Source organism: Methylococcus geothermalis (assembly GCF_012769535.1).
Classification (GTDB): domain Bacteria; phylum Pseudomonadota; class Gammaproteobacteria; order Methylococcales; family Methylococcaceae; genus Methylococcus; species Methylococcus geothermalis.
The window spans coordinates 363,777-386,500 of record NZ_CP046565.1; the positions used below are offsets into that span (position 1 = coordinate 363,777).

A 22,724-nucleotide genomic window follows, 5' to 3' on the forward strand; every position below is an offset into this window, starting at 1 on the left:
TTAAGGTGTCCTGATGAACGATCTGGCCACGCTCGAGCTTGGCATCCCCGGCTTCACCTATCGCGACCTCCACGAACCGGAGCGACTGAAAGACCTCCTCGCCACCTTCGACACCTGGCTCCGTGAGCGCGACGGCGAATTGTCCGCGGCGTTCCAGCAATACCGGGAAAGCGAAGGACGAGGGATGACGGCCGAAGCCGTCTCCGACCTCCTGGTACGGGCCGCCTCCCACGTCGGGGCGTTCCTTTCCCGCCTGTTCCAGGTCGAGTCCGTCCGCGAGGCGCAGATGGCAGAAACCCGCGACATCTTCGCCAGCGTGTTCCGTTTTCGCACGGAAATCACCGCCAAGCTCGCGAGCCACTTTCGTAACGTGGGGGTCGAGGAATGGGACGACGCCCTGCTCGATCGCCGCATCGAGACCTTGCTCGAGGCAGTGGTGCCGGAAGGATGGCCGGCCGACCATGAGGCGGCGTTCTGCCGGCTGGGTCTGCTGCTGCGCGATCTCGACGCCCATTACCAGGCCCTGGCCAAGGGCAAGGAGGGAGGTTTTCCGGAAGCCGACGCGCGCATCGCCGCCCTGCGGGCGCAAATCGCCCATCACCACCCCGCCTACCTGTCCTGGAAGGACACGCTGGAAATAGCCCATGATGCCGAATTCGCCGCCCACCTGTTCGCCGAATTCGAACGCTGGTGCTTCGCCGCCACGCGGCTTCCCCACCTGCAAGCGAAAGTCAACGATTGGGTCGCCTTCAAGCTGCCGGCCCGTACCGATTTCGAGCACCTGGTACACCATGCGACAGGCCATCGCGAGGGCTACGACGTCTGGATGAGCGAGCCAGGCCATCACCGCCGCCGCGACGGTTTCGGCCTGACCGACCCGCGCTTCCCGGAGCGCAAGGTCCTGTACGAGGTCGATCACTGCATCTATTGCCACGACCGGGACACCGATTCCTGCTCCAAGGGCATGCGCAACAGGAAGGACGGCAGCTTCAAGAGCAATCCGCTGGGCGTCCACATCACCGGCTGCCCGCTGGAGGAAAAAATCTCCGAGATGCATTGGCTCAAGCGCCAAGGCGACAACATCGGCGCCCTGGCGCTGGTCACGGTGGACAATCCGCTCTGCCCCGGCACCGGCCACCGCATCTGCAACGACTGCATGAAGGGCTGCATCTACCAGAAGACCGAGCCGGTCAACATTCCGCAGATCGAGACCAACGTCCTCACCAACGTGCTGTTCATGCCCTACGGGTTCGAGATCTACAGCCTGCTGACGCGCTGGAATCCGCTCAACGTCAAGCGCCCCTACGCCCTGCCCTACAACGGCAGGAACGTGCTGGTGGCCGGCATGGGTCCGGCAGGCTACACCCTCTCGCATTATCTGGTGAACGAGGGCTTCGGCGTGGTGGGCATCGACGGACTCAAGATCGAGCCGCTGCCGCCGGAGCTGGTCGGCGACGAACACCGCCCGCCGCAGCCGATCCGCGACTTCGGCGCGCTCTACGAAAGGCTGGACCAGCGCATCATGCTCGGCTTCGGCGGCGTCGCCGAATACGGTATCACGGTGCGCTGGGACAAGAACTTCCTCAAGGTCATCTATCTGAATCTGCTGCGGCGCCGGAATTTCCGCTGCTACGGCGGGGTGCGCTTCGGCGGGGCGATGACGATCAACGAGGCCTGGGATCTGGGCTTCCACCACATCGCCATCGCTTCGGGCGCCGGCAAACCGACCCTGATCGACCTGAAGCACAACCTGATCCGCGGCATCCGCAAGGCTTCCGACTTCCTGATGGCCTTGCAGCTCACCGGCGCGGCCAAGGAATCCTCGCTGGCGAACCTGCAGGTCCGGCTGCCGGCGGGCGTCATCGGCGGCGGACTCACCGCCATCGACACCGCCACCGAACTGCTGGCCTATTATCCCGTCCAGGTCGAGAAGATCCTGCACCGCTACGAAAAACTCTGCGCGGCCTATGGCGAGCCGGCCGTGCGCGCCCGCTACGATGCCGAGGAGATCGGGATACTCGACGAATTCCTGGCGCACGGCCGGGCGATCCAGGCCGAGCGGCAGCGCGCCGAGGCCGCGGGCGAGACCCCGGACTTCCTGCCGCTGCTGAATCGATGGGGCGGCGCCACCTTGTTCTACCGCAAGGGCATCAAGGATTCGCCGGCCTACCGCCAGAACCATGAGGAAATCAAGGAAGCCATGGACGAAGGCATCGTGCTGGCGGAAGGCTTGAGCCCGCTGGTCGCGCTGGAAGACGAACACGGCCACCTCAAGGCGGTGCGCTTCGAAAAGCTGGAGGAACAGGAAGGCCGCTGGAAGCCCGCCGGAGAAATCGAGGTCCCGCTGCGGAGCTTGTTCATCGCCGCCGGCACCTCGCCCAATACCATCTACGAATCGGAGCACCCCGAGACCTTCGAGATGGACCACAAGTTCTACCAGCGTCACGAACCCGAATGGATCGGCGAGATACCCGATCTCGTGCCGGTGCAGGACGAGGCCTGGCCCAAGATCGGCAAGCCCGCGCCATTCACCTCCTATCACCGCGGCGGCAAGTTCATCACCTTCTACGGTGACAACCATCCGGTCTACGCCGGCAACGTGGTGAAAGCCATGGCCAGCGCCAAGGACGGGTATCCGTACATCGTCCGCCTGTTCGAACAGGAGCTGAGCCGGCTCGACCCCGCGGAACAGCCTCACCGCGACCGGACCCTCCAGGCATTCCAGGCGGTCATCGACGATGCCCTGACCGCCCGCATCGTCGCGGTGAACCGGCTGACGCCGACCATCATCGAAGTGATCGTCCGCGCCCCCGCCTCGGCCAAGCATTTCCAGCCCGGCCAGTTCTACCGGGTGCAGAACTACGAGGCGCTGGCCCCCGTGGTCGAAGGCACCGTGCTCGCCACCGAGGGCATCGCCCTCACCGGCGCCTGGGTGGACAAGGACAACGGCCTGATCTCGCTGATCGCGCTGGAAATGGGCAGCTCATCGCGGCTCTGCGCCCAATGGAAACCCGGCGATCCGCTGGTGGTGATGGGTGTCACCGGCACGCCGACCGAGATTCCCTCCGGCCAGACCGTCGCCCTCGTCGGCGGAGGCTTGGGCAACGCGGTGCTGTTCTCGATCGGCAAGGCGTTGCGAAGCGCCGGCAACCAGGTGATCTACTTCGCCGGCTACCGCAACAGCGAGGACGTCTTCAAGATCGACGACATCGAAGCCGCCTCCGATCTACTCGTCTGGACCGTGGACAAGCGCGAGGGCAACACCCCGATCCCGGTGACCCGTCCGGACGATAAATCCTTCATGGGCAACATCGTCGAAGCCATGCTGGCCTACGCCAAGGGCGAACTCGGCCCTACCCCCATCCATCTCGACGACGTCGACCACATGATCGTGATCGGCTCGGACCGGATGATGGAGGCGGTCAAGCATGCCCGCCACGGACTGCTGGCGCCCTATCTCAAACCGCACCATACGGCCATCGGCTCCATCAATTCGCCGATGCAGTGCATGATGAAAGGCGTGTGCGCGCAGTGCCTGTGCAAACACGTGGACCCGGAAACGGGACGCGAGTATTTCGTGTATTCCTGCTACAACCAGGATCAGGAACTGGATCGCGTGGATTTCCCGAACCTCCACGCCCGGCTGCGGCAGAATTCGGTGCAGGAAAAGCTGTCCGCGCTCTGGCTGGAGTGGCTCATGAACCGGCAGCCTTGAGGCAGGCATCCGTGGCCATCCGGCTGAAAAGAGTCTACGAGGAGAGATCGCCGGAAGACGGCGAGCGTTTCCTGGTGGAACGGCTGTGGCCACGCGGCATGTCACGCCAATCCCTAGCGCTAAGCGCATGGCTGAAGGACCTGGCGCCCACCACCGAGTTGCGGCGCTGGTATGGGCACGATCCTGGGAAATGGGAGGAATTCCGGCACAGATACTGCCTCCAGCTCGACCGCTCGCCGGAGGCACTTCAGTCGCTGTTGCAGGCATGCGCTCACGGCACCGTGACGCTGCTCTACAGTGCCCGCGATACCGAACGCAATAGCGCAGTCGTTCTGCGCGACTTCCTGGAACGGCAATTGGGCTCCGATCACACTTGAGTCGGTGGGCGCCCTCCGCCCCCGCGCAGCCGCGCCTTGGCTGGGGGATCTCAGGAATGCGCTATCGCCAAACGCAACAAACCCGCGACGCTGATGGCATCGGTAATCTCCCCGGACATGACCATGCCAACCGCATCGGCCAGCGGGAGTTTCCAGATACGCAGGTCTTCGGTTTCCTCGAATGCCGGCTCGCCTTCCTCCAGGTCTTCCGCGACGAACACGAAGCCCTCCTCGTCGGTGACGGAATTCGAGGTGTGGAGCCGCATGAGGAGCCGCCAGGAGGCGGCGGAGAGGCCGGTTTCCTCCTTCAGCTCGCGCCGGGCCGATTCCCACAGGGATTCGCCTGCGGGCGAACCGCCCATCGGTATCTCCCAGAACCAGGCATCGGGCACATAGCGATACTGGCCGACCAGCCAGGTGTTGCCCTGGCCGTCGAGGGGGATGATGCCGACCGCCTGGTTTTTGAAGTGGATGCGGCCGTACAGGCTGATGCCGCCGCCGGGATTGACGACTTGGTCCTCGTCGAGGTGAATCCAGGGGTTGTCGTAGATTTCCCGCCGGCTCAGCAGACGCCAGGGATTCGACTCCGCCACCGGATCAAATCCGGTGGAATGCCGGGCTGAATTCGTGCACCGCCTCGATCATCGCGCCGACGTGGTCGGGCTTGATGTCCGGCGTGACCCCGTGGCCGAGGTTGAATACATGGCCGCTGCCGGTGCCGTAACGCTCCAGGATCTTCCGGACTTCCCCGCGGATGACTTCGGGCCGGGCATAGAGCGCCACCGGATCGAGGTTGCCCTGCAAGGCCACCCGATCGCCGACCCGCTGCCTTGCCGCCCCGATGTCCGTGGTCCAGTCCAGACCGAGCGCGTCATAGCCGGCGTCCGCCATCGCCTCCAGCCATTGCCCGCCGCCCTTGGTGAAGAAGATCGCGGGGATGCGGCCCCGCTCCGTCAGCCGGAGCTGCTGGCGCACGCGCTCGGCGTAGCGCAGCGAAAACTCCAGATAATGCTCCGTATCCAGATGGCCGCCCCAGGTGTCGAACACCATCACCGCGTCGACCCCGGCGGCGATCTGGGCATTCAGGTACAGGGCGATTGCATCGGCGAGCTTTTCCAGCAGCTCGTGCGTCAACGCCGGCTCCTCGTACATGAGGCATTTGACCTTGCGGAACTCCCGGCTGCTGCCGCCCTCCACCATGTAGGTCGCCAAGGTCCAGGGGCTGCCCGAAAAGCCGATCAACGGCGCCCTGTCGCCCAGGCACTGCTTGATCAGCCGCACCGCGGCCGGCACATAGGCCAGCTCCGCTTCCGGATCCGGCACGCCCAGCCGGTGGATGTCCGCGGCCCCCTGGATCGGGTTGCGGAACTGCGGCCCCTCGCCCTCGACGAATTCCAGCCCCAGCCCCATGGCATCGGGGATGGTCAGAATGTCCGAGAACAAAATCGCCGCATCCAGCCGGTAGCGATCCAGCGGCTGCAAGGTCACCTCGCACGCCAAGTCGGGCGTGGTGCACAGGTTCATGAAGCTGCCGGCCCGTTCCCGCACCTTGCGGTATTCCGGCAGGTAGCGGCCCGCCTGGCGCATCATCCAGACCGGGGTCCGCTCGACCGGCTGGCGCAGCAGGGCGCGAATGAAGCAATGAGTCATGGATAGTCCTTTGTCGGTTCGATGGCCTCAACGGCCGTAGCTTTCCAGAGTGGCCCGCAGCGGTCCGGCATCGACCGCCACCGGGAGGGTCGCCTCGCCCAGAGACTTGAGCAGAATCAGGCGCAGGCCGCCGTCGACGTTTTTCTTGTCGACCGCCATGTGTTCGAGGAAGGCATCCGCATCCAGCTTGCGCGGGGGGACGACCGGCAAGCGTGCCCGCTCCAGCAGGCGGATGACCCTCGCCACTTCGTCGTCGCCGATCCAGCCCAGGCGGCGAGACAGATCGGCCGCCTGGCACATGCCGATGGCCACCGCCTCGCCGTGCAGATAGACGCCGTAACCCATGCCGGTTTCGATGGCGTGGCCGAAGCTATGGCCCAGGTTCAGCGTCGCCCGCACGCCGGTTTCGGTCTCGTCCTCCGCCACGACTTGCGCCTTGTCGATGCAGGAGCGCTCGATGGCGTAGGCGAGCGCTTCGGGGTCGCGCCGCAGCAAGCGTTCGACGTTCGCTTCGAGCCAGGCCAGGAATTCCGGGTCGCGAATGAAGCCGTACTTGATGACCTCGGCCAGCCCCGCGCTCAGCTCGCGGTCGGGCAGGGTATTCAGGGTGTCGGTGTCGGCCAGGACGCAGCGCGGCTGGTAGAAGGCGCCGATCATGTTCTTGCCGCGCGGATGGTTGACCGCGGTCTTGCCGCCCACCGAGGAATCGACCTGGGACAGCAGGGTGGTCGGCACCTGGATGAAAGGCACGCCGCGCTGATAGCAGGCCGCGGCAAATCCGGCCAGATCGCCGATCACCCCGCCGCCCAGCGCCACGATGCCGGCGTTGCGGCCGAAGCGCCGGCCCAGCAGCGCATCGAACACGGCCATCGCCGAGTCCATGGTCTTGTAGGCCTCGCCGTCGGGGAGCACGACGCTGCCCGTTTCCTTGCCGGCCAGGGACGCAAGCATGCGTTCGAGGTACAGGGGCGCCACCACTTCGTTGGTCACGACCATGACCTGCTTGCCCGGCAGGTGCGCCTGGATCAGGTCCGCGCGGTCCAGCAGTCCGCGCCCGATATGAATGGGATAGCCGCGCTCTCCCAGCTCCACATGTAAGGTTTTCATTCCGCCCGCAGCCTGGCTCCCGATTTCTCGTATAGATTGATGACGCGACGGACGGCGCTGCGGCTCGAATGCTGGCCGGTGTCGACGATGTAATCGGCGAGCTGGCGGTAGATGGGATCCCGCACCCGCAGGAGTTCTTCCAGCCTTTGCCTGGGATTCTCCGTCTGCAGCAAGGGCCGGTTGATGTCCTTGTGGGTCCGCTCCAACTGCTTCTGGACCGAACACTGCAAGTAAATCACCAGCCCCCGTGCCGCAAGACACTCCTGGTTTTCCGGCACCAGCACCGAACCGCCGCCGGTGGCCAGCACGATCCCTTCCTTGCCCGTCAGGTCGGCGATGACTTCCGACTCGCGGCGCCGGAATCCGGCCTCGCCCTCGTATTCGAAGATCATCGGCACCGTGACGCCGGTCCGGCGTTCGATTTCCTTGTCGCTGTCCCAGAATTCCAGCCCCAGGGCCCTGCCAAGCAGGCGGCCCACGGTGGTCTTGCCCGCTCCCATGGGCCCGATCAGAAAGATGTTTCGACGGTTCCTCATCGTTTCCCGCCCTGAATCAAGCGCGAAATGATAACACGCGGCAAGACAGCATCCCCGGCGGCTTTCAAGGATTCATCGTCGTCTGCTTGACGATCTTCGGCGTAATGAAAATGAGGAGTTCCTTTTTCCTGTCCTCGACCGCATTGCGCCGGAACATGAAGCCGATCCCGGGAAGATCGCCGAAAAAAGGCACTTTGTCGGTGTTGTTCCGTCGCGTGCCTTCGTACACGCCGCCCAGAACCACCGTTTCGCCGTTGGCCACCTGTGCCACGGTATCGATTTCGCGCTTCTCGATGGCGAAATTGCCGTTGGGCGTGAGTTCGCCCTTGTCGTCCTTCTTGATCATGAGATCCATGAGGATATGGTCGTCCGGCGTGATGTGCGGCGTCACGTCGAGTTCCAGCACGGCGGGCTTGAAGGAGACGTTCTGCACCGGCGTGCCGCCGCCGGTGCCCTGCTGGGTGATCTGGTACGGCAGCTCCACGCCTTGCATGATCTTGGCCTTGGACTGGTCGGCCGTGAGCACCCGCGGATTGGCGAGGATCTCTCCACGGCCTTCCTTCTGGGCCGCCGACAGTTCGAGATCCAGCAGGTAGTCGCCCATGGACACCACATACTGGGCTGTACCGTAAGGCGAGAGCGTGGTCAGCCGCGCCAGATCGACGCCTAGATCCGTCATGCTGCCGGTGGGCGGCAGCTTGCTGGAAGTCCAGTCTTTGGGCCGGAAATCCAGCTTGGCGCCCAACTCGCGCAGGAAATCCACGTTGGCGATCACCACCCGCGACTCGATCATCACCTGCCGCACCGGCTTGTCGAGTTGCCGCACCAATTCGCGGATACGTTCGAGGTTCCGCGGCGTGTCCTGGACGATGAGCTGGTTGGTGCGAGGATCGGTGGTCACGTTGCCGCGGCTCGAGAGGATCGACTGGGTGACGTCGTAGGCCTCGGTGGACGTCACACCCGGCCCGCCGGTGAGCGATTCCGGCCGGGTGATGGCTTTTTCCGCCTTTTCGGTCGTGCCCATGATGACTTTCTTGATGTCGTCCGCCTTGGTGTAGTTGATCTGGATGATTTCGGTGCGCAACGGCTCCAGGTCCTCCACGACCTTCATCGCCTCCAGCTCGTCGCGCTCGAGCCGGTTGATCTCGTCCATCGGAGCGACACGGATGATGTTGCTGTTCGCTTCCTGCCGCTTGCCCAGGCCCTTGGCCTTGAGCACCAGGTCCAGAGCCTCGTCCCAGGGCACTTCGTTGAGCCGCAGGGTGACGTTGCCCTGCACGGAGTCCGAAGCCACGATGTTCAGATGGGTGAAATCCGCCAGGATTTGCAGGACATTCCGCACCGGTATGTCCTGAAAGTTCAAGGAAAGACGATCGCCGGTAAACACCCGCCGCCGCTTCGTGGCCTCTTCCTTCTCCGCGCGGCTCAAGGGGCGCAGCTCGACGGTGAGCAGCTTTCCGGACTGGTACGAGGAATAATCATACTCGTCGGATACCGGCGTGATCACCAGCCTGGTACCCAGGCCAACCGGCATCGCCTCGATCCATTTCACCGGGGTGGCGAAGTCGAGCACTTCCAGCCTGCGCGCCAGCCGCCCCGGCAAACGGGTGCCGGGGAGGTCGGCGATGATGCTGCGCCCTTCTTCGCGGAGGCTCACGACGGAATTCGGATCGCTCAACGTGACCAGCAATCTGCCTTCACCCTTCTCGCCGCGCCGGAAGTCGACGTTCTCGACCTGCGGCCCCGAGACCACCGGCCGTTCGCTCACGACGACGGGCGTCGACGCCATGCCGTCCCCACCGGCCCCGGCCTTGCCGCTCTGCAAGGTCACATAAAGGAAGCGCCCGGCGACACGCGTGCTGTAAGGAACGGCGGTCGAGAGATTCAGGATCACCCGGGTCCTGCCGCCGGCAGCGATGGCCTGGACCGTTTCGACGCCGGCCTGATGCACCGGTATCGGCTTCCTGTCCAGGCCGCTTCTGACACCGGACAGATCCAGCGCGATGCGGGCAGGGTGCTCGGTAGCGAAGGACCGAGGCTCCGGGACCGGCCCGTCGAAACTCAGGCGAAGCTGGAAGTTTTCGCCGGGCAGCGCCGTGAAATCGATGGACTGCAGAGCCGATCCCGCCGCCGGCACCCCGCAGCTCCACCACAAGGCGAAGATGCCCATGATCCAACACACCGGGATGCTCCATCCCACCACACCTCGAACGACCACCCCTCTCACGCCGCCCTCTTCATTTTTTCTCACCCAAGGCTTCGGTCAGGCTCAGCGTGGCATTGCGCTCCAGCCAACCGCCCTGTGCGTCGGGAACGATTTCGACCAGCTCGACGCCATCGTCGCTGATCCGCGTAATCCTGCCGAAATTCCTACCCATATGATTGCCGACCCGAACCCGGTGTATCGTGCCATCGGCGGCCCGCACCAGCGCCCACAAAGTCCCGAACATCTTTACCGTCCCCACCATTCTCAAGGTATCCAGCTCGTAGTCCTCGAGCTGCTCCCGGGGGCGAGAGAGGTCGGGTCGAATGCCGTTGTCCGCGCTGGTGGCCCCGGCTTCATCCGGCTTTTCGATCGGTTTGAAAGGATCGTGCAACTCGGCCGGGTTGAACAGGAACGGCGACACCGTCTTGATTTCCGGCAACGGTTCGACATTGACCTTCTGGCGCGCCTTGACGTCCGCCACATAGATTTTGAGGTCGGCCATCTCGTCCTCGGCGCAGCCGGACAACAGGCTCGCCACCGCCAGCGCCGCGAGGCACCTCACCCGGACGATTGCATCCGCCATCAACGCCGCCTGCGTTCAGCCGCCGATGACGGCGGCACGGCGCCGTCTTCCAGATAGCGATAGGTCTTCACCAGCGCGGTCATGATCAGCACCGCGTCTGCGGGCTTGGTACCTCCGCCGCCATCGGCCGAACGCGATGTGATCTTCACGTTATGGACGGTGACGATACGGGGAAGCGAGGCCAAGCCACTGACGAAAGCGCCGAACTCCATGTAGGTCCCGACCACCCGGATCTCGATCGGAAGCTCGGCGTAGAAATCCTTCGACACCTCGCCGCCCGGTTTGAACAGCTCGAACTCGAGGCCGCTCGCCAGGCCGGTCTGGGAAACGTCCACCAGCAGATCGGGCACCTGGGTGCGGTCGGGAAGCTGCCGCAGGAGGTCGCCGAAGGTCTTCTCGATGTCGGAAAGCTGCAGTTTGTATTCTTCGAGATTGACCGCCTTTTTCTGCTTGATCTCGAAGGTCTCCTTGAGTTCCTGCTCCCTGTGCTGCTGAGCATCCAGTTCGGCCAACTGGGCGCTGGTATCGAGGTAATACCAGACACCGGCGAGCACGGTGCTCAGCATGGCGATGACGACAAGCTTGACCGGCGTCGGCCAGGAACCGGCATACTCGAGGTCCCAGTTGATCTTCGCGAGATTCACGGCGCCTTCTTGTCCGCCGGCAGGGAGTCTTCGCCGGTCCGGGCCTTGGGGCCCTGTTTCATCCGCAGGGTGAACCGGCTGCCCCTGTCCCTTTCCTTGCCTCTCGCCTGTCCGTCCTGCTTGTTTTCGATGACCTCCAGGACCGGCTCGTACAGCCACTCCGATCCTTCCAGATTGCGCATGTAGGCGGAAACCCGGGCATTGGACTGCGCCACGCCGTTGACCGTGATGGCACGGTCCTCCTGGGTCAGATCCCGCAACCAGACGCCTTCTGGCACGGTGCGTGCGATTTCGTCGAACAGGTGCACTTCTTCCGGCCGGCTCGACTGCAATTGCTGGATGATTTCCATCTTGGCCACGAGCCGGCTTTTCTTGGTTTCCAAGTCCCTAATTTCGGCGATCTGCCGCTCCAGCGCGCCGATTTCCCCTTCGAGAAACTGGTTCCGGCGCGTCTGGCTGTCGATGGCCGCGCCGACCTGCGTCCGGACCAGCAGCATCGTCGCCGCGGTGAGAGCAAGACCCAGCCCCGTCCAGACCGCGAACTCCTTCTGCCGCTCGCGCCTGAGAGCAGCGCGCCAGGGCAGGAGGTTGATGCGCGCCATCAGTCGAAACTCCGCAAGGCCAGACCGCAGGCCACCATGAGGGCCGAGGAATCGTAGTTCAGGCGTTCCTGATGCACTCGCCCGGAAAAACTCATGTTACGGAAAGGGTTCGCGACCACGGTGGGCACCCGCAATGCCGCCTCCACATAACGATCGATCTCCGGAATCATGGCGCAGCCTCCGGCCAGCACCACCGCATCGAAACCGCGCTGAACCGTGGACGACAGATAGAACTGAAACGAGCGGCTGATCTGCTGCACGAGGGCATGCTTGAACGGCTCCAGCACTTCCTCGGCATAGTTGCCGGGGAGGCTCCCTTCCTTCTTCGCCAGGCCGGCCTCCTCGTAGGTCAGGCCGTAACGGCGCTGAATCTCGTCGGTCAGTTGCATGCCGCCGAAGCCCTGCTCACGGGTGTAAATGATGGAACCGCCATGAATGACGTTGAGCGTGGTGACCATCGCCCCCACATCGGCCACGGCCACCGCCCGGTCGCGTGCATCCGGCGGGAGTTGGTCCTTGATCAGTTCGAAGGCGTGCTCGATGGCATAGGACTCCACATCGACGATCTCGACACCGAGGCCCGCGTTCTCCAGCACCGAAACCCGGTCTTCGACATTTTCCCGGCGCGTAGCCACCAGAAGCACTTCCACCAGGTCGGGATTTTTCGCGCTTTTCCCCAGCATCTCGAAATCGAGGCTGACTTCTTCCCTCGCATGAGGAATGTACTGGTCCGCCTCCAGTTCGATCTGGGCCTCCAGCTCGTCGCCTTCCAGGTTGGCCGGCAGGGTGATGCGCTTGGTGATGACCACCGATCCCGGCACCGCGACCACCGCGTGCTTGAGCGAGGTACCCGACTGCTTGACCACGGCGCGCACCGCCGCCGATACGTTGTCGGGCTCGGCGATCGTGTTGTCGACCACGGTGTTCCGGGGCAGCGGCACGACACCGTAGCTTTCCACCTGGTAGCCGCCATCCTTCCTGCTCAGCTCCAGCAGCTTGACCGCCGCCGCGCTGATGTCAATCCCGAGCAGGAGCGGTTTCTTCCGTCCGAAGCCCCACATGTCAGACGATCACCGGAAAATTGAGCGGCGGTCGGAGGCCGCGGCATGTTACGGGAAAATAATGTTCTTGATAGTCAAGGATACCCTAAAATCAGCCCGTCCGGATGCCGGGGGTGACGACGCGCGGAAGAACGCCGGGGAAGGGCTCGGCGGAGGCGGTTCGCCCGTTCCGGACAACTGGGGTATGATGCGGACGTTAAATAAAACCATTCTTCATACAAAATCCTCTCTGACGAACGCTCGTCGCGCGCCGGCAGGCCGTTCGCTACCACCTCCGAACCAAGCACCGTGGCCATTTTATCTCGAAAGCCCAGGAGGCCCCGCTACTGGCTGGTGACATTCGAAGTCCTGCTGGTCGCCGCCCTGGTCATCGCTCTGGGGCTGTTCGGGCTGTACCGCCATCTCGAACCGCAATTGCCGGACATCGCGGTATTGAAGGAAGTGCGCTATCAGATCCCCATGTCGGTCTACAGCCGCGACGGCAAGCTGATCGCCCAGTTCGGCGAGAAGAAGCGCAGCCCCGTCGCCATCGGCGATGTCCCCCCGGATCTGGCCCACGCGTTCATCGCCGCCGAAGACGACCGCTTCTACGACCACGTCGGAGTGGACTACCAGGGCATCCTGCGCGCCGTGCTCACCTTTGCCAGGACCGGCGAAAAACGCCAGGGCGGCAGCACGATCACCATGCAGGTCGCGCGCAACTTCTTCCTGAGCAGCGAGAAAACCTTTCTCCGCAAGGTCAAGGAAATCATGCTGGCGGTCCGGATCGATTCGGAACTGCCCAAAGACCAGATTCTCGAGCTCTATCTGAACAAGATCTACTTCGGCCAGCACGCCTATGGCATCGAGGCGGCGGCCCAGGTGTATTACGGCAAACATGTGGGTGAACTGACCCTCGGCGAGATGGCGATGATCGCAGGACTCCCCAAGGCGCCTTCCGCCTTCAACCCCGTCGCCAACCCCGAGCGGGCGCAGATCCGGCGCAACTACGTGCTGCGCCGCATGCGCAAGCTGCGCTTCATCACCGACGAGGCCTACCAGCGAGCCCTGAACGAGCCCATCACCGCCCGCATCCACACCCGCCCCATCGAGCTGGACGCGCCCTACGTCGCCGAAATGGTGCGCGCCGAAATGTACCAGCAGTACGGTGAGGATGCTTACGAAGGCGGCTACGCGGTCTATACCACCGTCGACAGCCGTGCTCAGCAGGCGGCGGAATCCTCCTTGCGATCGGGCCTGCGCGGCTACGACGAAAGGCACGGCTACCGCGGCACCAAGCGCCGGATCGATCTCAAGCAGATCAAGACCAAGGCGGGATGGAATCGGGAGCTGGAAGAAGCCGGTCCCGCCGGCGATACCGTACCGGCACTGGTGCTCACCGCCAGCGATACGGCCGCCAGCCTGTACACGACGGATCACGGCGAGCCGGAGCTGTCCTACGACGCCATCCGCTGGGCCAAACCGTTCATCAGCGTGGACACCCAAGGGGCGCCGCCGCGCTCGGTCAAGGAGCTGCTCAAGCCCGGCGACGTGATCCGAATCCGCAAAAACAGCGAAGGTCGGTGGGTGCTGACCCAGATTCCGAAGGCCCAGGGGGCGCTGGTCGAATTGGATGCCGACAGCGGCGCCATCATCGCCATCGCCGGCGGATTCGACTATCGCCTGAGCAAGTTCAACCGCGCCAGCCAAGGCCAACGGCAGCCCGGGTCGGGTTTCAAGCCGGTGGTTTACGCCGCGGCGCTGGAATCAGGCTTCACCCCCGCCAGCGTGGTCAACGACTCCCCCGTTTCGTTCCCCGACCCCGCCTCCCCCGGCGGCATCTGGAGGCCGCACAATTACTCGATGAAATATGCCGGCCCCACCCCCTTGCGGGAGGCGCTGGCCAAGTCGCGCAACATGGTATCGATCCGCCTTCTGCGCGCCGTCGGCCTGCCCAAGGTGATCGAGCTTGCCGAGAAATTCGGCTTCGCCCCGGAGGAATTGCCGCGCTCGTTCACGCTCGCATTGGGCTCCGGCACCGCCTCGCCGCTGCGGATGGCCCAGGTGTACGCCGTTTTCGCCAACGGCGGCTACCGGGTCGATCCCTTTTTGATCAGCCGTATCGAAACCCAGAACGGCCGCCTGCTGTACCAGGCCACCCCCGCCATCGCCTGTATGGACTGCGCTGACGGGAAATCCACGGCGAACCAGGCGAAGCGGGTGATTTCCGAGGAAGTCCATTACATGATGCATTCCATGCTTCAGGATGTGGTTCGCCGGGGCACCGCCACCAAGGCCCTGGAACTCGGCCGAAGCGATCTGGCAGGCAAGACCGGGACCACCAACCAGTACCGTGACGCCTGGTTCAACGGCTATGCGCCCGGCATCGTGACGGTGGCCTGGGTAGGATTCGACTCCTACCAAACCCTCGGCGACAAGGAAACCGGGGGACAGACCGCGCTTCCCATCTGGATCGAGTTCATGAAGGAGGTGCTGCGCGACGTTCCCGAACGCAAATTCGCCCAGCCGGCCGGGATCATGACCGCACGGGTGGACCCGGCCACAGGCAACAGGCTCCCCGCCAGCATTCCCGGCGGTATCGTCGAGATAGTGCCCCGGCCTACGCCGCAACCCAGCCTCGACGCGATGATCGAGCAACCCGAAGCGTCGACGCCGGACACCCAGGCCGAGACTTCGGCCGGGACGGCGCCAGAATCGGCTCCACCGGAAGATGAAGAGGCGGAGGATGCGCCGTCCGCCCCCCCGCCGGCGGAACCACCGAAGCCCATGGAATCGTTGTTTTGAAAACCGAAAACGGAACGTGAAGACCAGGCACAAGACGCGATCCCATCTGGCATGGGAGGCCGCCCGGCTGATGGCCGAGCAAGGTATCGACAGCCCGCGTCAGGCCTTGAACAAGGCCGCCGCAAGGCTTGGCTGCACAGACAAGCGGCACCTGCCGGAAGCGGAGGAAGTCGATGCCGCTCTGCTGGAATACAACCGGCTGTTCCGCCCCCTCACGCAGAGCGCCGAGTTGGACAGACAACGCGCCTTGGCGCTGGAAGCCATGGAATTTCTGGCGGAATTCGACCCGCACCTGACCGGCGCGGCGCTGGACGGCACTGCCGGCCGGCATAGCTCGATCACGCTGCACGTATTTGCGGAAGCACCTGAAGAAGTGATGCGCAAGCTGCTCGATGCCCACGTGCCGTTCCGGGAAACCTCCTACCGCTGCCGGCTCCGGGGCGAGAACGTGATTTTCCCCGCCCTGTCGTTCTATGTGGACGAAACGCCGATGGATCTATGCATCTTCCCGGCCACGGCAGCCGGGCGAACGGCTTCCGCCAGCAATACGGAAGCCACCGCATCGGTACGTGAACTGCGCGCGCTGCTTGGGAAGACAGCAGGCACGGACTAGGAGACGGGCCGAGGCGGCCCCCAGGGCGCGCGGCAGTTCGCCGGGCGCCCTGCTTGATCAGCCGCGGCCGTACTTGCGGCGGAATTTGTCGACGCGGCCAGCGGTATCGACGATCTTCTGCTTGCCCGTATAGAATGGATGGCAGGCCGAGCAGACTTCCACGTGGAAATCCTTGCCGATCGTGGATCTGGTTTCAAAGGTGTTTCCGCAACTGCAGCTGACGGTCACCGGCGTGTATGCGGGATGGATTTCTGGCTTCATGATGCGAGACTACTCCAAGGGGCTCGGTCGGATGAAATCTTGCATGGTACTGTAATCGGGACACCGCAGCAAGCCGCAAACGCCGAACCGCCAGCCGGCCCGCCGATCCTCCCTTCGCCTCCGGATATCCCAAGCCTAACCCATGAGAATCATCACGCTGAATGCGAACGGCATCCGCTCTGCCGCGCGCAAGGGCTTCTTCGACTGGCTCCCGCGGCAACACGCCGACGTGGTCTGCCTGCAGGAAATCAAGGCGCAGACCGCCCAGCTCAACGACGAACTGTTCTGGCCTGCAAACTATTCCTGCTATTACCTGGAGGCCGAGAAAAAAGGCTACAGTGGCGTGGCTCTGTATGCCCGCAAGGAACCGGACGAAGTGATCCCGGGCCTGGGCTGGGAAGACATGGATGCGGAAGGCCGTTATCTGGAGGCGCGGTTCGGCAATCTGAGCGTGGTCTCCCTCTACTTCCCTTCCGGTTCGTCGAGCGAAGAGCGCCAGGCCGTCAAGTTCAGCTTCCTGGACCGTTTTCTTCCCTTTTTGGACGAATGCGCCCGTTCCGGCCGGCAATACATCTTCTGCGGCGACTGGAACATCGCGCACAAACCCATCGACCTGAAGAACTGGCGCTCGAACCAGAAAAACTCGGGATTCCTGCCGGAAGAGCGTGCCTGGCTGGACCGGGTGTTCGACGACAACGGCTGGGTGGACGCGTTCCGCACCGTCAATCCCGAGCCCGAGCAATACACCTGGTGGTCCAACCGGGGCCAGGCCTGGGCCAAGAACGTGGGGTGGCGCATCGACTACCAGGTCGTCAGCCCCTCCCTGCGAAACCTGATCCGCTCCGCGGCAATCTACAAGGACGAGCGTTTCTCCGACCATGCCCCGCTCACCATCGATTATGACCTCGCCTTCTGAACCAGTGATACGCAGCATCCTGAGCGGCCGCATGCTGGCCGCGTTCGCCATGGGCTTCTACGGCGGTGCGCCCTTGCTGCTGACGGGCTCGGTATTGCTGGCCTGGATGAAGGAGCGCGGTATCGATCTGACCACCATCGGCCTGTTCGCCCTGGTAGGCCTGCCGTACACGCTGAAATTCCTATGGGCGCCGGTGTTCGACCGGTTCCACTGGCCACGGCTGGGCCGGCGGCGCGGCTGGCTGCTGCTGACGCAGCTTCTGCTGGCGGTGTCGATCGCCGGCCTCGCCGTCTACGGCCCCGGCGCTTCCGCCCTCATGCTGGCGGGACTGGCGCTGGCCGTCGCCTTCTTCTCCGCCTCGCAGGACACCCTGATCGATGCCTACCGGCGGGAGAGCCTGCACGACCGCGAGCAGGGGCTGGGCGCCTCGCTCTACGTCAACGGCTATCGCCTGGGGATGCTGTTGGCCTCGGGCGGCGGCCTGATCCTGGCCGACTGGATCGGTTTCCCGGACATGTACGGCCTGATGGCCATCGTCATGGCCTCCGGCATCCTGGTCACGCTCCTGCTGCCGGAAGCCGCCGCGGGGGAAGCGCATCCGAACAGTCTGAAGGACGCGGTGGTGCTGCCTTTCGTCGAGTTCTTCCGGCGCAGCGAAGCCTTGTGGATCCTGCTGTTCATCCTGCTGTACAAGCTGGGCGATACCGTGGCCGGGCAGATGACCACGCCGTTCTATCTGGAAATGGGCTTCAGCAAGACCGAGATCGGCGCGGTGGTCAAGCTGTTCGGCTTCTGGGCCACGGTGCTCGGCGGCCTGGCCGGCGGCGCGCTGATCCTGCGCTATGGCATCTACCGCACCTTGTGGCAGTTCGGCCTGCTGCAGCTCCTTTCCACCGCCGCCTTCGCCGTGCTGGTGCACACCGGCCCGCAGTTGCCGGCCCTGACCGCGGTGGTCAGCTTCGAGAACCTGTCCGCGGGCATGGGCACGGCAGCCTTCGTCGCCTTCATGGCCAACCAGACCGACCGCCGCTTCACCGCCACCCAATATGCGCTGCTGTCCAGCCTGATGGGCGTACCGCGCGTGATTGCCGCCGCCCCCTCCGGCTGGCTGGCCGCCACCGTCGGCTGGCAGAATTTCTTCATCCTCTGCGCCCTGTTCGCCATCCCCGGACTGCTGGTGCTGCCCCGGTTCCGGACCTGGCTGGCCGACTGAAAACGCCTACCCCGGCCGTATCCGGAACCGCTCCAGAGGGGCCATGCCGCCCCAGGGCGGAAATCCGGCCGAGAAGCCGCTCGATTTGAGCGACGGGAATGATGGGAGAGTCGGTGTCGTGCTGCTGAAGGGTGAGTTCCTTTCCGCTGCGCTCACGCACGTTCGCGGTCGTATGCCTTCCCATGCTTTTTCTTCTTCACGTTTTCGCGCAAACCGCGGGCGATGCGTTGCACATCCGCACGCAAGTTGTCGCTATCCTTGCCGAAATCCCCGCGGCTCGGCCGCACGTAATCGCTCGCCGGCCACATGACCAGCACCTGCCGCGCGCCATCGAGAAGATTTTTCAGATGCTTACCCATGGCTCGAAGTCTATCAGCCAATCAGGTTTGGGCAAAGCCGGCAAAAAGCGGCCCAGCTCTCAGCGCCCATTCCCCACCGAAGCCGCGAAGGCGTCCGAGACCAGGGTCTGATTGTCGCCGCCGGTGAGGCTGGCGAGAAACTCGACCAGGGCGTCCACTTCCTGCGCCGACAGCCCCAGCGGCCGGATCAACGGGTCGAGGTTTTCGTTGGGCTCGCCGCCCCGGTTGTAGAACTCGACGACCTCCCTCAGGCTCGAAAATGCGCCGTTGTGCATGTACGGCGGGGTGAGGGCGACGTTGCGCAGGGTGGGCGTACGGTATTTCCAGCGGTCGGCCGGGTTCTGGGTGATTTCGTAGCGCCCGAGATCGCCGGGAACGGGCTCGGCGACCTGGGCGAAGGTTTTCGCGTCCACCTCGAAGAATACGCCGGGCGCCACCTGGACGCGCCGGCCGGCGGGTTCCTTGCTCATGCTGGCGCGGTAGCCGACGCCGGTGTCGTGCAGGGCGTCGTCGGTGAACAGGGCATAGCGGTCTCCCACAGTATGGCAGGCCGCGCAGCCGGCCTTGCCGGTGAACAGTTCGAATCCCTTGCGTGCGGCTTCCGACAGCGCCCCGCTTTCGTGTCCATAGCGCCAGCGGTCGAACGGCGAATCGCCCGATACCAGGACGCGCTCGTAGCCGGCCAAGGCCTGGCCGACGGTTTCCATGCCCGGACCGCGGCCGAAGGCTTGTTCGAACAGGCCGCGGTAATCCGGCAGCGACTCGAGCCTGTCCACCACGAAGCCGACCGAAGGGTTGCCCATCTCGTTGGCCGCCAGGAAAGGCCCCCAGACCTGGTTTTCCAGCGAAGATTCGCGGCCGTCGTGGAACAGTTTCGTCAGATAGGCGACGTTGTAGAGCGTCGGCGCATTGCGCCGGACCGTGCGCCCCTCGATGCCGATCGCCGTGGCCTGCTCCTGGCTGGTGAATCCCTGCTCGGGGATATGGCACATGGCGCAGGAGAAGGTCTGATTGAGCGAGAGGCGGCGGTCGTAGAACAGCTTGCGCCCCAAGGCGATCCGGGCAGGCGTCAGCGGGTCGTCGGCCGGCACGGGCAGTTTCGGCAGTCCCAGCACCGGCCGTTGCGCCCGCTGAAACAGATCGGCCGGCCGGCCACGGCGCGCGTCCAAGGCCAAGGCGTGGGTCTCATAGGCCGGGCTGGCGTAGCCGGTCTTGTCGTCGCCGGCCCGAAGCGGCGGGGATGCCGCCTGTCTGCCGCCGGCCACCGGCGCCGCGGTTTCCCGCAGCAGGGTCTTCACATCCGCCAGCACCAAATCCGGATGCAGCACCGAAACCGTATAGACGTTGCGAATCCGCTTTTGCCCATCGATCAGGAACACCCGCAGCAGATGGGAGTACTTGCCGGTGAAACGCCCTTCCGCGTCGTATTCCTTCTGCACCGACTGGCCGTAGGCTTCCAGAATCGGCTGGAGTTCGGCTTCGGAACGGGTGGTGAGGAAACGCCAGTCCGCCCCGCCGTCGCGGAAACCCTCGCCGTAGCCGCGCATGGCCTCGGGCGTGTCGTGCGCCGGATCGAAGCTCAGGGTGAGGAGTCGGAGCCGGCCGGCCAGCTCCGGCTCCGATTTCAACGCACGCTTGAGCTTCTGGAACACCGCCGTCGCCAACGGACAGCCGTTGACGTCGTCGCAGGTGGCATAGATGAAGCCGAGCAGGACGATGCGGCCGTCGTACGAGGCATGGAGCCGGACCGGCCGCCCGTCGGAATCCAGCACCGAACCGTCCGCCGCCGCACCCAAAACCGGCAGGCTGTAGCTGCCCGGTTCCGGCACGGGGAACGGCAGGTTGCGGTAGCCCGGCGCCAGTGCGTCGGCGAGAACCGGCGCCGCCGACAGCAGCGCCGGCACCCAACAGGCCAGGAGCCGGCACGAAAGGGGGATGAGGTTCACGCCGGCACCTTCCGGTGGCGAAGACTCATTCCGCCCTGGCCTGCACCACACCGTTTCCGTCGCCCGCCGGCCCCGCATAAAGCGCCCGCGCCCCGAACCGCATCTGGTGCGGACGCCCCAGCTTCTCGGCATAGAAGTCGATGGCGAACTGTTCCTTCAACTCCTTGCCGTCCCAGTGGTAGAGCTTCAGGAATTGCTCGTTGTCCTTGCCCTTCTTGTCCCAGTTGGCGAGGAGCGAGGAGGTGTAGTACAGCCGCTTGCCGTCCCAGCTCGAGGACACCATGTTGACCTGGGCGCCGATGGTCTTTTCGTAGACCTGCCTGGGATGGTGCGGGTCGCTGATGTCGAACAAACGGGTCTTACCGTCCATGAAGGTGTTCACCCACAGCCGGGTGTCGTCGTTGGAGATGGAGATGTCGACCGGCAGCGGCACCTTGGACGGCTCGCCGATGTCGGCCACGGCCTTGGCCTGCCACTCGCCCTTGCCGTCTTCGTAGATCAGCCAGATCTGCGAGGTGAGCGCCGTGCTGGTGAAGCAGTAGTTGTGGGCCTCACCCCAGGCGCAGCGGATTTCCAGCGGCGCGCCGGGCACGTCGAAGACCTTCTTCGGCTGCCTGGTGTGCAGGTCCCAGGTCACCACGGTGTTGCCGAAATGCTTCATGGCCTCGGGGTCCGCCAGCATCTTGCCGAAGTCCATCATGTAGTTGTTCCAGCCGGTGAAAGACGAGGTCACCAGCAGGTTCCTGCGGGGCAGAGCGCGGACGTCGTAATCGTAGCCGTCGGCATACTTGCCGGTCTTGACCGCGCCACGCAGGTCGCCGTCGGTCGGGATCCAGTGGGTGGCGACGTATTCGCCGGCATTGGTATATTCCACCAGCGCCGTGCGGCCGCCGTGATCCTTGTCGTTGGACAGCCCCGTGATGAGCATGCGTCCCGGCAGGGCGTAAAGGGTGTGCGGCCCGACCACGCCGCCGCTCTTTTCCACGAAGTCGGTGAGGGTCTTCGAGAGGGCGGGCTTGGCGGGATCGCTGTGCACGTCGAACACGAAGATCTTGCTGGTGTCGAGCCCGCCGGCCCAGAGATACCGGCGGTCGTCGGTGAAGTCCGAATGATGGGCCTCGTTGCGTCCGCCCACCGAGAGCGTGTTCACCACCTTGCCGTACTGGGGCGATTTCGGGTTGGCGTCGACGGTGACCAGCTTGTCCTGCTCGTCGCCCACACCTTCCGCTCCCAAGGTCCAGACGTAGACGTAATCCTCCTGGCCGGTGATTTTCTTCATGTACGGCGAAGCGCAGGTTTCATCGGCCCTCACGCCGGCCGGCGCCGCGAGCGCCAGAACCAAGCCCGAAACCAGGCCCCGCAAAGCGACACGCATGGATGGTCCTGAAACGATGGATGTCTTCATGGCATAACCTCATTCTTGTGTGTTATATGACCGGTCGTCTCGAAACTGCTCAAAAATTTTTCAGGCTCGGAAATACCCCTCCAACAGGTTGCGGCAACATTCTTCCAGCGGACGGGTCGACTGTTCGATCTTCATCCGCAACAAGGCCCCCTGCCAGGCGTCCACGAGGAAATCGGCCAGGTCTTCGGCGGTCTTGTCGCACCGGAACAGGCCGTCGTCCTGGGCACGGGCGATGCCTTGCGCCAGCTTGTCCCGATAACGGTGCAGCGCCTCCCGCAGCGCCTCACGGCAGGCATCGCTGGTGTCCCCGATCTCCCCCATCAGGTTGCCCAGCAGGCAGCCGCCCTTGAATTGACGGCGGCCGGCCTCTTCGATCAGCTCGCGGAAATACGCCTGCAGGGCTTGGGCGCCGTTCAGCGCGGAATTCCGGAGATGGCCGTCGAGCTGCAGGATGAACGGCTCGATGTAATGCCGGATCACCTCGGCGCCGAATTCCTCCTTGCTGGCGAAGTAGTTGTAGAACGAACCCTTCGGCACGCCCACGCTGTGCAGGATGTCCTGCAGTCCGGTGCCGTGATAGCCTTGTTCCATGAGCAAAGCCACGCCTTCGTTCAGCAGCCTTTCCCGGGTCAGTTGTTTGGTCGCGGTTTTCGCCATGCCAGAATGATACGACCGGTCGTCTAATTCCGGCAAGGACATCGATTCGACCGGAGCCGGGATTGGGTGATCTTTACCGCCCCAACACC

General features: G+C 64.2%; 20 protein-coding genes. 6 read left to right on the forward strand and 14 right to left on the reverse strand.

The annotated features are described in order from the left end of the window. Nucleotides 1-13: 13 nt before the first annotated feature. Both GNH96_RS01705 and GNH96_RS01710 read left to right on the forward strand, forming a co-directional pair. A complete protein-coding gene (locus tag GNH96_RS01705) occupies nucleotides 14-3,715 on the forward strand; it encodes a pyridine nucleotide-disulfide oxidoreductase (protein WP_169601691.1) in 3,702 nt (1,233 codons plus the stop codon). Beyond that, nucleotides 3,712-4,092 (forward strand): DUF488 domain-containing protein, encoded by a 381-nt coding sequence (locus tag GNH96_RS01710; RefSeq protein ID WP_228719969.1) that lies wholly within the window; start codon nucleotides 3,712-3,714, stop codon nucleotides 4,090-4,092. Before GNH96_RS01705 ends, GNH96_RS01710 begins: the two co-directional genes overlap by 4 nt. A 50-nt stretch (nucleotides 4,093-4,142) precedes the next feature. Here GNH96_RS01710 and GNH96_RS01715 read toward each other — a convergent pair whose 3' ends face one another. The 9 genes from GNH96_RS01715 to GNH96_RS01755 form a co-directional block, all read right to left on the reverse strand. Beyond that, nucleotides 4,143-4,685, reverse strand: a complete 543-nt coding sequence (locus GNH96_RS01715) for an NUDIX domain-containing protein (protein WP_169601693.1) — start codon at nucleotides 4,683-4,685, stop codon at nucleotides 4,143-4,145. A gap of 4 nt (nucleotides 4,686-4,689) precedes the next feature. Next, on the reverse strand, nucleotides 4,690-5,742 hold the full coding sequence (gene hemE / locus GNH96_RS01720; RefSeq protein WP_169601695.1) for a uroporphyrinogen decarboxylase: 1,053 nt from the start codon (nucleotides 5,740-5,742) through the stop codon (nucleotides 4,690-4,692). Between the two features lie 27 nt (nucleotides 5,743-5,769). Next, nucleotides 5,770-6,849, reverse strand: coding sequence for a 3-dehydroquinate synthase (gene aroB / locus GNH96_RS01725; RefSeq protein ID WP_169601697.1), 1,080 nt, complete (start codon nucleotides 6,847-6,849; stop codon nucleotides 5,770-5,772). Further along, nucleotides 6,846-7,385: a shikimate kinase AroK gene (gene aroK, locus GNH96_RS01730; protein ID WP_169601699.1), complete on the reverse strand. Its 540-nt coding sequence runs from the start codon at nucleotides 7,383-7,385 to the stop codon at nucleotides 6,846-6,848. Before aroK ends, aroB begins: the two co-directional genes overlap by 4 nt. 64 nt (nucleotides 7,386-7,449) lie before the next feature. Beyond that, on the reverse strand, nucleotides 7,450-9,636 hold the full coding sequence (gene pilQ / locus GNH96_RS01735) for a type IV pilus secretin PilQ (protein WP_169601701.1): 2,187 nt from the start codon (nucleotides 9,634-9,636) through the stop codon (nucleotides 7,450-7,452). Then, nucleotides 9,623-10,174 carry a pilus assembly protein PilP gene (locus GNH96_RS01740; protein WP_169601703.1) on the reverse strand — a complete coding sequence of 184 codons (552 nt, stop codon included), beginning with the start codon at nucleotides 10,172-10,174 and terminating at the stop codon, nucleotides 9,623-9,625. The genes pilQ and GNH96_RS01740 overlap by 14 nt, the downstream gene beginning before the upstream one ends. Then, nucleotides 10,174-10,818 carry a type IV pilus inner membrane component PilO gene (locus GNH96_RS01745; RefSeq protein ID WP_169601705.1) on the reverse strand — a complete coding sequence of 215 codons (645 nt, stop codon included), beginning with the start codon at nucleotides 10,816-10,818 and terminating at the stop codon, nucleotides 10,174-10,176. The genes GNH96_RS01740 and GNH96_RS01745 overlap by 1 nt, the downstream gene beginning before the upstream one ends. Next, a complete protein-coding gene (locus GNH96_RS01750) occupies nucleotides 10,815-11,420 on the reverse strand; it encodes a PilN domain-containing protein (protein WP_169601707.1) in 606 nt (201 codons plus the stop codon). The genes GNH96_RS01745 and GNH96_RS01750 overlap by 4 nt, the downstream gene beginning before the upstream one ends. After that, entirely contained in the window at nucleotides 11,420-12,481 is a 1,062-nt protein-coding gene (locus GNH96_RS01755; RefSeq protein ID WP_169601709.1) for a pilus assembly protein PilM, read from the reverse strand. Before GNH96_RS01755 ends, GNH96_RS01750 begins: the two co-directional genes overlap by 1 nt. Nucleotides 12,482-12,814: 333 nt before the next feature. On the opposite strand from GNH96_RS01755, the gene GNH96_RS01760 reads away from it, so the two are divergent. Beyond that, on the forward strand, nucleotides 12,815-15,265 hold the full coding sequence (locus tag GNH96_RS01760) for a penicillin-binding protein 1A (protein WP_228719970.1): 2,451 nt from the start codon (nucleotides 12,815-12,817) through the stop codon (nucleotides 15,263-15,265). A gap of 16 nt (nucleotides 15,266-15,281) precedes the next feature. Then, on the forward strand, nucleotides 15,282-15,878 hold the full coding sequence (locus GNH96_RS01765; RefSeq protein ID WP_228719971.1) for a hypothetical protein: 597 nt from the start codon (nucleotides 15,282-15,284) through the stop codon (nucleotides 15,876-15,878). 57 nt (nucleotides 15,879-15,935) lie between these two features. On the opposite strand, the gene rpmE is transcribed toward GNH96_RS01765, so the two are convergent. Further along, the gene (gene rpmE / locus GNH96_RS01770) at nucleotides 15,936-16,139 is read right to left on the reverse strand and encodes a 50S ribosomal protein L31 (RefSeq protein WP_169601713.1); all 204 of its coding nucleotides are present in this window, start codon (nucleotides 16,137-16,139) and stop codon (nucleotides 15,936-15,938) included. Between the two features lie 142 nt (nucleotides 16,140-16,281). Between rpmE and GNH96_RS01775 the strand changes: the two genes are divergently transcribed. Together GNH96_RS01775 and GNH96_RS01780 are read left to right on the forward strand one after the other, a co-directional pair. Next, nucleotides 16,282-17,055 (forward strand): exodeoxyribonuclease III, encoded by a 774-nt coding sequence (locus GNH96_RS01775; protein WP_169601715.1) that lies wholly within the window; start codon nucleotides 16,282-16,284, stop codon nucleotides 17,053-17,055. A gap of 31 nt (nucleotides 17,056-17,086) precedes the next feature. After that, nucleotides 17,087-18,268: an AmpG family muropeptide MFS transporter gene (locus tag GNH96_RS01780; protein WP_228719972.1), complete on the forward strand. Its 1,182-nt coding sequence runs from the start codon at nucleotides 17,087-17,089 to the stop codon at nucleotides 18,266-18,268. Nucleotides 18,269-18,420: 152 nt separating this feature from the next. Here the strand turns inward: GNH96_RS01780 and GNH96_RS01785 are convergent, their stop codons facing one another. Genes GNH96_RS01785 through GNH96_RS01800 form a run of 4 tightly spaced genes read right to left on the reverse strand, consistent with a single transcriptional unit; the run spans nucleotide 18,421 to nucleotide 22,635 of the window. Further along, nucleotides 18,421-18,627: a hypothetical protein gene (locus GNH96_RS01785; RefSeq protein WP_169601719.1), complete on the reverse strand. Its 207-nt coding sequence runs from the start codon at nucleotides 18,625-18,627 to the stop codon at nucleotides 18,421-18,423. 59 nt (nucleotides 18,628-18,686) lie between these two features. Beyond that, nucleotides 18,687-20,573, reverse strand: coding sequence for a cytochrome c peroxidase (locus GNH96_RS01790; protein ID WP_169601721.1), 1,887 nt, complete (start codon nucleotides 20,571-20,573; stop codon nucleotides 18,687-18,689). Nucleotides 20,574-20,598: 25 nt separating this feature from the next. Beyond that, nucleotides 20,599-21,978 carry a methanethiol oxidase gene (mtoX, locus tag GNH96_RS01795; RefSeq protein WP_169601723.1) on the reverse strand — a complete coding sequence of 460 codons (1,380 nt, stop codon included), beginning with the start codon at nucleotides 21,976-21,978 and terminating at the stop codon, nucleotides 20,599-20,601. Between the two features lie 60 nt (nucleotides 21,979-22,038). Further along, nucleotides 22,039-22,635: a TetR/AcrR family transcriptional regulator gene (locus GNH96_RS01800; RefSeq protein WP_169601725.1), complete on the reverse strand. Its 597-nt coding sequence runs from the start codon at nucleotides 22,633-22,635 to the stop codon at nucleotides 22,039-22,041. Between the last annotated feature and the right edge of the window lie 89 nt (nucleotides 22,636-22,724).